The 11,285-nt window shown below is 32.3% G+C and carries 8 protein-coding genes; 1 reads left to right on the forward strand and 7 read right to left on the reverse strand.

The window, feature by feature from the left end; genetic code table 11:
* Positions 1-78 precede the first annotated feature (78 nt).
* The 5 genes from ACFS5J_RS03325 to ACFS5J_RS03345 form a co-directional block, all read right to left on the reverse strand.
* Positions 79-1,362, reverse strand: a complete 1,284-nt coding sequence (locus ACFS5J_RS03325) for an MOP flippase family protein (protein WP_379810572.1) — start codon at positions 1,360-1,362, stop codon at positions 79-81.
* Positions 1,353-2,531 carry a TDP-N-acetylfucosamine:lipid II N-acetylfucosaminyltransferase gene (locus tag ACFS5J_RS03330; RefSeq protein WP_379810573.1) on the reverse strand — a complete coding sequence of 393 codons (1,179 nt, stop codon included), beginning with the start codon at positions 2,529-2,531 and terminating at the stop codon, positions 1,353-1,355. Before ACFS5J_RS03330 ends, ACFS5J_RS03325 begins: the two co-directional genes overlap by 10 nt.
* Positions 2,524-3,672: a dTDP-4-amino-4,6-dideoxygalactose transaminase gene (gene rffA, locus ACFS5J_RS03335; RefSeq protein WP_379810574.1), complete on the reverse strand. Its 1,149-nt coding sequence runs from the start codon at positions 3,670-3,672 to the stop codon at positions 2,524-2,526. The genes ACFS5J_RS03330 and rffA overlap by 8 nt, the downstream gene beginning before the upstream one ends.
* Positions 3,673-3,674: 2 nt before the next feature.
* Positions 3,675-4,484, reverse strand: coding sequence for an acyltransferase (locus ACFS5J_RS03340; RefSeq protein WP_379810575.1), 810 nt, complete (start codon positions 4,482-4,484; stop codon positions 3,675-3,677).
* Positions 4,485-4,570: 86 nt separating this feature from the next.
* Entirely contained in the window at positions 4,571-5,617 is a 1,047-nt protein-coding gene (locus ACFS5J_RS03345) for a lipopolysaccharide biosynthesis protein (RefSeq protein WP_379810576.1), read from the reverse strand.
* A gap of 295 nt (positions 5,618-5,912) precedes the next feature.
* Between ACFS5J_RS03345 and ACFS5J_RS03350 the strand changes: the two genes are divergently transcribed.
* Positions 5,913-8,231: an SLBB domain-containing protein gene (locus ACFS5J_RS03350; RefSeq protein WP_379810577.1), complete on the forward strand. Its 2,319-nt coding sequence runs from the start codon at positions 5,913-5,915 to the stop codon at positions 8,229-8,231.
* Positions 8,232-8,363: 132 nt separating this feature from the next.
* Here the strand turns inward: ACFS5J_RS03350 and ACFS5J_RS03355 are convergent, their stop codons facing one another.
* Entirely contained in the window at positions 8,364-9,641 is a 1,278-nt protein-coding gene (locus tag ACFS5J_RS03355) for a nucleotide sugar dehydrogenase (RefSeq protein ID WP_379810578.1), read from the reverse strand.
* 247 nt (positions 9,642-9,888) lie between these two features.
* Positions 9,889-11,280: a UDP-glucose 6-dehydrogenase gene (locus ACFS5J_RS03360; protein WP_379810579.1), complete on the reverse strand. Its 1,392-nt coding sequence runs from the start codon at positions 11,278-11,280 to the stop codon at positions 9,889-9,891.
* Between the last annotated feature and the right edge of the window lie 5 nt (positions 11,281-11,285).

Consider the following 11,285-nt stretch of genomic DNA (forward strand, 5'->3'; position numbering starts at 1 on the left):
AATTATTTGTTGGCAAAAAAAAGCCAAAAAAAATCACAACATAAAATATAAAATTCGCTATATTCATTTTCTACTTTCCTATAATTTTAAAAAATTAAAATTAAGTCTGAAACAAGCAACGAAATATTCTCTAAATGATGCACCTGTGAGTTTATACACTAACAACCTCCAAGAAGGATAATACAAAAAAAACATTGATAACATTACAGCAACCGCAACCCATTCAATACTTATCAATGAACCAACAAAAATAAAACCAGGAGTTATTATCAACGTAAATATGTTCCAGAAAAATTCCAAATCTGTACGCCCTTTGGCAACAACTAAACTACCAATAGGGTTACCTAAAGATCTTAACATCATATAAACAGACAATATTCTTACTAAAACAACAGCATCTTCAAAACCGTCTCCATAAAACACATTAACTACTATTTGAGCAAATACTAATAAACCAAAATACACAGGAATATTAATTGAGGCTACTATATTAATCAACTTTAAATAATTTTTTTTGAGCTCATCTGCATTTGATTGATACAAAGCTAAAGTTGGTGTTGCAACTTTAACAAGAATAGGGTTAATTATTTGAACTGGTCTAAAAACTAATTGTTTTGCCAAACTGTAAAGACCTAAAACATCCGTAGAGAAGAATTTTCCAATAATTAAAATATCCAAATCCCTATTAAAATAATTTACTACTTGCCCTCCTACTTGATACATTCCAATTCTCAAAAATGAACGTGTATCTGAAAACTTAAAGTGAAAAAGTAAACCATACTTTTTTAATCCAATAAATAAATAGCAAAGATTAGAACAAAATGATTGCAGTAAAAGGGAATACACCAAGGCATACACTCCAAACCCCTTAACCGCTAATAAAATAGCCGTAACTAATGACAAACATGCTGCTCCAATATCAATTGAACTAATTATATTAAATTGTAATTTTTTTTGCTCAATTGTTTTGAATTGTCTCCCGATTCCTGATAACAAAAGATTAACCCCTATAAGTACAATTAAATCATATAAAACTTCTTGATTATAAAAAGAAGCAACGAAAGGTGCTAACGCTACTACTATCCCATACATAACCCCACTAGCCAGCCAATTTATCCAATAAAGACTTGCATATTGTTGTTTTGTAATATCCTGTTTATGTAATATTGCAGAGGTCAACCCCATATCATTAAACAGCTCCATAAACCCCATTACAAAAGTCACCAAAGCCATTAATCCAAAATCTGCTCTATCAAGATAACGAGTTAAAATAGAAACTTTCAATACCGCAACAAGAGCCAATACTATTGTGCTAATAGTCGTCCACTTTACTCCTTTTTTAACTTGCTTCTCTATCGACATTGTATTTTCTCTAATTGTTTAACTAGTGCATCTTCCAACAAGTTTCTTGACAACAAACTTTTTAAAACTTCTCTATTATGAATCCTTTTATCATTGTCTAACACTTCTAAAGCATTAATATTATCTGCATTAAAATCATCAGAAATAGAATAAACGTGTATACCCATTCTTTTTAAAAACCTATAAATTGTATTGTTTTCATTTAAATACAACTTAGCTCCCATAAATAACATCACCACAATGTTACCAAAAGCTTGCTGGCGATAATGGTTCATTATTACAATACCACAACGTTTTAGATAATTATTATATTCCTGTAAACCCAGAAAAGTAGTTAAAGGTTCAAAATGATCTCTTAATGCAGTCTCTCCTTTTTTGAGGATATCCTCTTTATAACTTTGGTTCCCATAACTTAAAGGCAAAACTACTTTTCTATTTTCCAAATTAAATTTGTTGAGTAATTCAAATGCTTCTAAATGATTGTTTGAATAACTTGCAGAATTTCCTAGCATAATATCAGTCCCCGTTACCCAATCAGAATTTTCTCCAATCATTAATTCAAGAGGATAATAAGTGAATTTAAAAAAATCAAAATTCACACTTGCTTTTATCTTCATGAGTTCATGCTCTTCTTCGTATAACGCACCGCAAAAATCAACCTTCCGTATGGCTTTCGCAACTTCCGTATGAGGGCTATTCGTACCATCTATGAGACGGTATTTTAACTGTCTGAAAACATCTTTAAAACTGGTTAATAATTTCTCCTGTAAGTCTTTCTTAAAATATGCACCAAAGGTTTGTATTCCTAAAACATCCTGTTGATTGAAAAAAATAGGATTATTGTAAAATTCAAGTCCCCAAAACATACATAACGTTTTATAATATGAAGGGGTATGATTTAAAACAATACTATTAAAATAATTTAAACTGTGAAAGCATATCAATGTTGCATCTTTGAATTTTTCATGTAACTTTTTTAGATTGGCAACAGCATTAGTTTCTAAGAAAATTTGATTATTTGGATTTACGTATTTTAACGGTGCTGTAATATCATCAACAATTAAATAAAAGAAATTAGCTCCTTTATAAACTGCTTCAAATTGGGCAAACGCACTATTTATAAATTTTTCATCACTAGCAACATGAACAATTTTAACAGGTTTATCCATCAAATTTGCAATTTAACAAAACCTTCACTATGTGATATATCTCTTCTGTAGATAATTCATAAAACAAAGGTAAACGCACTAAACACTCTGAATAATTATCGGTATATGGCAAGTCTCTTCCATCATGCTTGTCGGAATAAAAAGGACTTTTATGTAAACTTAAATAATGGAAAACAGCATGTACATTTGCACTCCTTAGTGTATCTATTATAACTGTACGTTGTTTTACATTTTTACAGATTAAATAAAACATATGAGCATTATTGGTAGCAAAATTTGGAACAAATGGCATTTTTATTTCATTATCATTTGCCCAAACCTGAAGTAACTTGTAATACAGGTCCCACAATACTTTTCTTTTATTCTGTATACTTTGTATATTTTCAATCTGAGCCCATAAAAAACTTGAAATCAATTCCGAAGGTAAAAAAGAAGATCCTACATCAACCCATCCGTACTTATCTACTTCTCCTCTAAAAAATGCAGAACGATTGGTTCCTTTTTCCCAAATAATCTCTGCTCTTTTTGCAAATTGATTATCGTTTACAACCAACATTCCCCCTTCACCTGCAATTATATTTTTTGTTTCATGGAAGGAAAAAGCAGCCAAATGTCCAATACTTCCCAAAGCTTTCTTACTGCCATCTTTGAACACATAATAGCTATCAATTGCTTGAGCAGCATCTTCAATTACAAATAAATTATGCTTATCTGCAATTTTCATTATACAATCCATATCGCAAGCCACCCCTGCATAATGTACTGGTACAATAGCTTTAGTCTTATCCGTTATTAAATTTTCTAAAGTTGCTTCATCAAAACCTGGATGATCCGATCTACTATCTGCAAAAACAATCTTAGCACCCCTCAAAACAAATGCATTAGCTGTAGACACAAAAGTATAAGAAGGCATAATAACTTCATCACCTGGTTCTATATTTATTAAAATTGCAGCCATTTCTAAAGCATCTGTACAAGATGTCGTTAACAAACACTTTTCAAAACCGTAAGTATTTTCTAAATGACTTTGACACAACTGTGTATACTTCCCATTACCTGACAATTTACCTGTACTTACTGCATCGTACAAATAATGAGATTCCTTTCCTGTTAAATATGGCTTATTAAACGGTATATTCATAATTAATTTTTAGATGGGGTAAATTTACCTTTTGCAGGCAATAAAAACTTCATAAAACTTATTTCCGCGGCAGATTTCCTCTTCGTATATGTTCTTTCACTTACATTAAAATAAGTAACTTTTTCATCGGCTAAATCAATTTCTGACACATCTTTAATTATCTTAATTGAATCTTTATCACCGTTCCATTCCTTTAAATACTCTAACATTTTATCATACTTCTCATCGATAGAAACATTATTGAATTGATACCCCACCTTATCTGAGATTGATTTAGCAGGTGATCCTGCATAAATGGTATTATATTCCATATCTTTTGTAATAACAGATCCTACCATAGCCATTGCCTTATCTTGCACATTTACTGGAGAAACAATACAATGCCCTACAAACCAGACATCATTACCAACATTTAATGGTTTCTCCATTAAAAACCTACAACCTTCCAATGTATCACCATACTTAATATGACTCCATAATTGAGAATGAGCTCCTACACCGCAGTTATCACCAATTGTGCAACCACCAATAGAATCTATAATTGAAAACTGTCCCATCCATAAATTATGACCTATTTTACAAGGCTTATAACCATGTATATTACAGTCGTGCTGAATTTTACTGTAATCACCTATTTCAAAATCATCACAAATTATTTGAACATTATGACCTATATAGCAATTATCACCAATTACAATACGCTTAGCATTACCATTAATTCCTCGTATTACAACCGTTGGTTCAATTATAGTACCTTCCCCTATAATAATTTCATCTGCTAGAATAGTTGCAGTTTCTTTAGTATTTGTCATTTGTATATTAAATATCTATATATGCTATTCTTAAATAAATCTATTTTCTAATTTTTAAAAAAATTTCTCAGCTTTAAATGCTAATTTTAAACTAGTAAATCTTTGAATACTTTTCTTAATATTAAAAATATAAGCGTAAAAAATCCAAATAAAAAGCCACCCACAACGATTCCTTTTAATTTACCCAAACGTTCTATCTTCAAAGGTAAAATTGGTTCATCAATTATTTGAATTAAAGGTGTTTCTTTGCGTAAAGTAACTCTTGCTAATTCTAACTGTTTTACAATCTCTGTTAAAATTGCTGTATTGGCTTGCACATCTACTTGACGTCGGGCAGAAGGCACCCTATTAACATTTAATGCAGGATTCAATCCATAAACATTGTCATTTGCTACGGCAACTCCTTTTATTGCATTATTTAATTCATTCCTAACAGAGTCCGTTTGTCTCTCTAAAATTTCAACATTTTCTCTTGCTTTTTTACTTTGTGTTTCAATGTAAAATTCTGTAACCGTATTCACCAAATTATCTGTAAAATACTTAGCAAAAGATTCATTCGCATCCACAAAAGTAATCGTTCCAATACCCGTTTTTAAATCTTTTTGCTCAACAGAAAGCGACTCTTTGATTATTTTATTATAAATAACTCCTAGTATACTATCTTGAGCCCTTGTAAACCCTTCCCTCTTACTACCCGGGTTGAATATAATCTTACTCAATTTATCATCTTCTTTCCACCCCATATTATCAATATACATCTCTGCTAATGAAATAGTCTTTCCATTACTCTGAACAGGTGACAATAACGTACGCTCAACCATTGAACGTGATTTGAAAAAATCCATTAGGTTATTACCTGAAAAAACTCCTGCGGGACCTCCACCTCCAACATTAAAACCGAAAGAACTCGCTAATACCCCTAAACCTCCGCCCGAAGACTTGGCGTCTTCAACCACATAAGTCAACGTTGCAACATACACTGGCTTTTTTAATACTGAATATACTAATCCTAATACACCGCCTAAACAACCAGCTATAAAAAGCACTTTCCATTTACTCTTCAAATAATGATACCACTCTAGGATCAAAATTATCATTGTCTTAAAAGTAAGTTCTTCTTTTTCTTCTATCATAAAACTAAATTAAAGAATAATCCCTCCTTTTTTTAAAAATAACCTACATTCCGTTATAAAGGAGATGAGGCAAAAATACTTGTTTTTTATTACAAAATCACAAATTACAATCTTGAATTTTGACAAGATTAAGACTAAAAAAAACATTCACTACCATAATAATCCAAAAGCAACACAAATTTAACCTCTACTTTAAACAATTACCCCGATTGCTTTTTTTGAAAAAACATCAAACCGTAAGGTTTTTTTTAATCCAACAATTCCAATTATATTTGCGTCTTAATTATTTACTCGCATGAAAATATTACAATTACTTTTCATTATAATTTGTTTCTCCTTTAGTGGATTCTCACAAAGTCTATTCAATGAAAAAGACTTAAGCCTACTTACTTCGGATCAAATTAATGACAAACAATTAAGACAATTTAAAACCGAACTTAACAACAAGCAAATAACACTTGAACAAGCTCAAGCTCTAGCAATCTCGAAAGGAATGCAAGAAGAGGAGTTCAACAAATTAAAATCAAGGCTTCAAAATTTACCCTTAGAAAGTGAAACTGCAACTACTCAATACTCAGAGGAAGAACAGATCACAAATCAGCAAGACAGTCCACAAGACAATTTACAAAATGAAATTGAAATTGAAAATGTTAACAAACAGGTTTTCGGCGCTGAACTTTTTAACTCCAAGAGCTTAAGTTTTGAACCAAATCAAAACATGCCAACTCCCAATAACTATATTTTAGGCCCAAATGATACTGTTGAAATAGCAGTTTTTGGCGTACAACAATTTAATTATAGTGGTAAAATAAACAAAAATGGAACGCTTACAATACCTAATGTAGGCGATGTTAACTTAAGTGGATTAACTTTTGATGCTGCAAAAACCAAATTGAATAGTAAAATCTCCACAATTTTTACAACTTTAAAAAATGGAAGCAGCAAAATTGCTGTTTCAATTGCTAATTATAGAAGTATAACAGTAACTATTATTGGTGCTCAACAACCTGGAAATTACAGATTGAGTTCTATGAGTACAATTTACAACGCTTTACATGTTGCAGGTGGACCAAACGAAATAGGAAGTTATCGTAAAATTGAACTTATCAGAAACAATTCAATTTTAAAGCAAATAGATTTATACCAATTTTTAGCAAAAGGAGACCAAAGTGACAACATCGTTTTACAAGATAATGACATCATTCGCATTCCTAGCTATGATTCTCGTATCACACTAGAAGGCGAAGTTAAACGTCCTGGAATTTTTGAAGTTTTACCAAACGAAAACTTAGAACAAATCTTACAATACGCCTCAGGTTTTACCGAAAATGCTTACAAAAACAGAATTATAGTTTATAAAAAAAGTAATTCTGAATTAGAAATTACTGATTTGAATGAAACAAATTATTCTAACTATAATCCAAAGGCGGGCGATGTAATCAATGTAGACAAAATCTTAAATCGCTATAAAAACAGGGTTCAAATTAAAGGAGCCGTGTATCGTCCTGGTAATTATAGCTTAAAAGATAACGAAACACTTACAATTAAAGATTTGATTGAAAAAGCCGATGGTTTAAAAGAGAATGTATTTCTAAAAAAAGCCTCTTTAATTAGAGAAAAAAGTGATTTAACTAAAGAATACATAAGCATAAATTTAGAAGCTGCTTTAAACGGAAACGAAGATGAAAACAAGGTTCTTCAAAAAGAAGATGTTATCACAATTTTTTACAATCAAGAATTATTAGACACCTACAAAGTTTCGATTGATGGTGAAGTTCGACAACCTGGCAATTACGATTTCATACAAGGTATGTCCTTATATGATTTACTTTTAGAAGCCCAATACTTAACAGACAAGGCCTCAAATGTTATCCAAATATTTAGAACAAAAAAAAGTGATCAATTCAATCCTAATGATAGTGAAAAGATACAATCATTTACTATAACTCAAGATTCAGATTCTTTTGAAAACCTTATATCATTTATGCTTCAAGCCAATGATAGAGTCGTTGTTAGAAAGATAGTTTCCTATGAAGTCCCTCAAATGGCAACAGTTACAGGTGAAGTATTATATTCTGGAAACTATGCAATTGTTAGTAAAGAAGAACGTATTTTTAACTTTATTAAAAGAGCAGGCGGATTAACCGATGAAGCTGATCCTAGTAGTATTAAAATCAGAAGAAACAACATCAATATACCAATAAATTGGGCTGAAATAAATAAAGATAAAAATACTTCGGAAAATATTGTCATCCAACAAGGTGACAACATTATTATTCCTAGAAGAATGCAAACAGTTCATGTTACTGGCAATGTAATGTTTGAAACTGAAGTGCCTTATAATAAGGGTAAAAAATTGAAATATTATCTAAAAAATGCTGGAAACATATCCGATAAGGGTTGGTTAAAAAGATCTTATATTGTTCATCCTAACGGTTCAGCTAGCACAATTGGAAATTTCTTGTTCTTCAGGTTTTACCCTGAACCACAACCAGGAAGTATAATTATTGTACCTGAAAAACCAGAACAAAAGAAACTAACTACAACTGAAGTCGTAACAATTGGAAGCGTTTTAACAAGTCTTGCAGGTATTTTATTCGCAATAATGAAGTAACCAACACAAACTAAATAAAACATTGCAACAAAAAAAGCCCAAAATAGATTTACTATTTTGGGCTTTTTTTTAAGTCGTGCTCAAATTAAAATTATCATATCTTTAATGAGAGCTCGTTTCTAATCAAAATTTTTAAAGCCTACCATCAATTTCACCTTCAATCACCCCTTTTACATCAAAAATAACTGACTGATCCTTTCTAAAATTACTTAAATCAATTTGTTTAAACTCTTGATGTGCCACACCTAATACAATGGCATCAAATTTATTATTTGGTAACTCCTTAACTGTTTCAATACGGTATTCGTGTTTAACCTCATTAGGACAAGCCCACGGATCATAAGTTACAACATTTATACCATAATCCTCTAAAGCTGAAATTACATCAATAATTTTTGTATTTCTTACATCTGGACAATTCTCTTTGAAAGTGATTCCTAACATTAATAATTGCGCACCATTAATCTGTATCCCTTTTCGAATCATACATTTCACAACTTGAGAAGCTACATATTCTCCCATTGAATCATTTAAGCGTCGACCTGCTAAAATAATTTCAGGATGATATCCTTTTTCTTGTGCTTTTTGCGCCAAATAATATGGATCCACACCTATACAATGCCCTCCTACTAAACCTGGCTTAAAAGGTAAAAAGTTCCATTTAGTCCCTGCAGCTTCTAAAACTGCATGGGTATCAATGTCTAACAAATTAAAAATTTTAGCCAATTCGTTCACGAAAGCAATATTAATATCTCTTTGAGAATTCTCAATTACCTTTGCAGCTTCCGCCACCTTAATATTAGGCGCCAAATGTGTACCCGCTGTGATAACACTTTTGTATAAGTCATCAACCTTCAAACCTATTTCAGGAGTAGAACCTGCAGTAACCTTTAATATTTTTTCAACAGTATGCTCTTTATCCCCAGGATTAATTCTTTCAGGTGAATATCCTCCAAAAAAATCTACATTAAACTTAAGTCCCGAAATTTTTTCTAGTACAGGAACACATTCTTCCTCTGTTACACCTGGATATACAGTAGATTCATAGATTACAATATCACCTTTTTTAAGAACCTTCCCAACAGTTTCACTTGCTCTATAAAGAGGGGTTAAATCGGGACGATTATTTTTATCTACAGGAGTTGGTACTGTAACTATATAATAATTACAATCTTTAATATCCTCCAAACTCTTAGAATTATACAATCCTACATCTCCTGAATTTTTCTTTTTTAACACAGCACTTAATTCCTCATTACTTACTTCCAAAGTACTGTCAATTCCTTCATTTAACTCGTTAATGCGATTTTGATTAATATCAAAACCCACTACAGGATATTTAGTTGCAAATAATCTTGCTAATGGCAACCCTACATATCCTAAACCTATAATTGCAATTTTTGTGTACATTTTTTAAATCAATAATTATACTAGTTAACCATAGCTACTAGTCTGTAAATTTCAATTTGCAAATCTAACCTTTCTTTATTAAAAAACAAGTCCCCTAACGGTATAATAACAATAAAGTAGAATCTTATTTTCTATAGAAAACAAGATTCTACTTTATTAACATTTCAAGTAACTTAATTTTTAAAACTTCAACGATAAGAAGAGCAAAAAAAACTTTCTGCATTTTGTATTTTACTTACATTTTTTTCTACTTTCCAATACCTTGGTATACAAAACCGATTTTTTCCAGAGCTTCACGGTCTAACAAGTTACGGCCGTCGAATACAAAGGCTGGTTTTTGCATATTGTCGTAAATGCGTTGCCAGTCGTAGGTTTTGAACTCATCCCATTCGGTTAGTATGGCAATGGCGTGTGCTTCCTTACACGTATCGTAAACCGAATCGGTCACTGTTACTAGGACTTCGTTTTCTGCATCCGTTCGGCTTCCTAATTCTTTTAAATCAAACTGGATTTGGCTCGCTTTTACTTTGGGATCGTATACCGCAATATTGGCTTGTTCTGCCAATAAATCGTCCGCCACATAAATAGCCGCTGATTCTCGGGTATCGTTGGTGTCTTTTTTAAAGGCCCAACCCAAGAAAGCAATTTTTTTACCTGAAACCGTGTTGTATAAAGTCTTGATGATATTGGTGGCAAAACGTCGTTTCTGATGGTCGTTCATGATGATGACCTGCTCCCAATAATCCGCTACTTCTTTTAAACCATACGATTGTGCGATGTATACTAAATTTAAGATGTCTTTTTGAAAGCAAGATCCCCCGAAACCTACTGATGCTTTTAAAAATTTAGACCCGATGCGAGTGTCCATACCGATAGCACGGGCTACTTCATTTACATCTGCTCCTGTTTTTTCGCACAATTCGCTCATGGCATTGATCGATGAAACGCGTTGGGCTAAGAAAGCATTCGCGGTCAATTTTGACAATTCTGACGACCAGACATTAGTCGTTAAAATGCGCTCTTGTGGTACCCAATTGGCATAAACTTCCACTAATTTTGCAATAGCTTCTTTCCCTTCTGGTGTAGTATCCCCACCAATTAAAACGCGATCTGGCGCTACTAAGTCTGGAACCGCCGTTCCTTCTGCTAAAAATTCCGGGTTGGATAGAATTTGAAATTTAACTCCATTACCCGTATGATCCAAAATATCTTTAATGGCAGTTGCTGTACGTACTGGAAGCGTTGATTTTTCCACTACAATCTTATCTGTTTTTGCTACGCGTGCAATTTGACGGGCACACAATTCGATGTATTTTAGGTCGGCCGCTTTCCCTTTTCCAACCCCATAGGTTTTCGTTGGCGTATTTACTGAAATAAAAATCATATCCGCCTCTTCGATTGCTTGGTCTACGTTGGTAGAAAAAAACAAATTACGTCCTCTTGCTTCGGCCACTATGTCACTTAATCCTGGTTCGTAAATGGGAATATTTTCTACATTTTCATCGTTCCAGGCTGCAATGCGATTGGCATTCATATCCACTACCGTCACTTTTATGTCTGGGCATTTTTGTGCAATAACTGCCATTGTTGGCCCACCTACATACCCTGCACCAATGCAACATATTTTTTTTATTTTCATTTTAT

It is taken from the genome of Flavobacterium chuncheonense (genome assembly GCF_042686145.1).
In the GTDB taxonomy this organism is placed as follows: Bacteria; Bacteroidota; Bacteroidia; order Flavobacteriales; family Flavobacteriaceae; genus Flavobacterium; species Flavobacterium chuncheonense.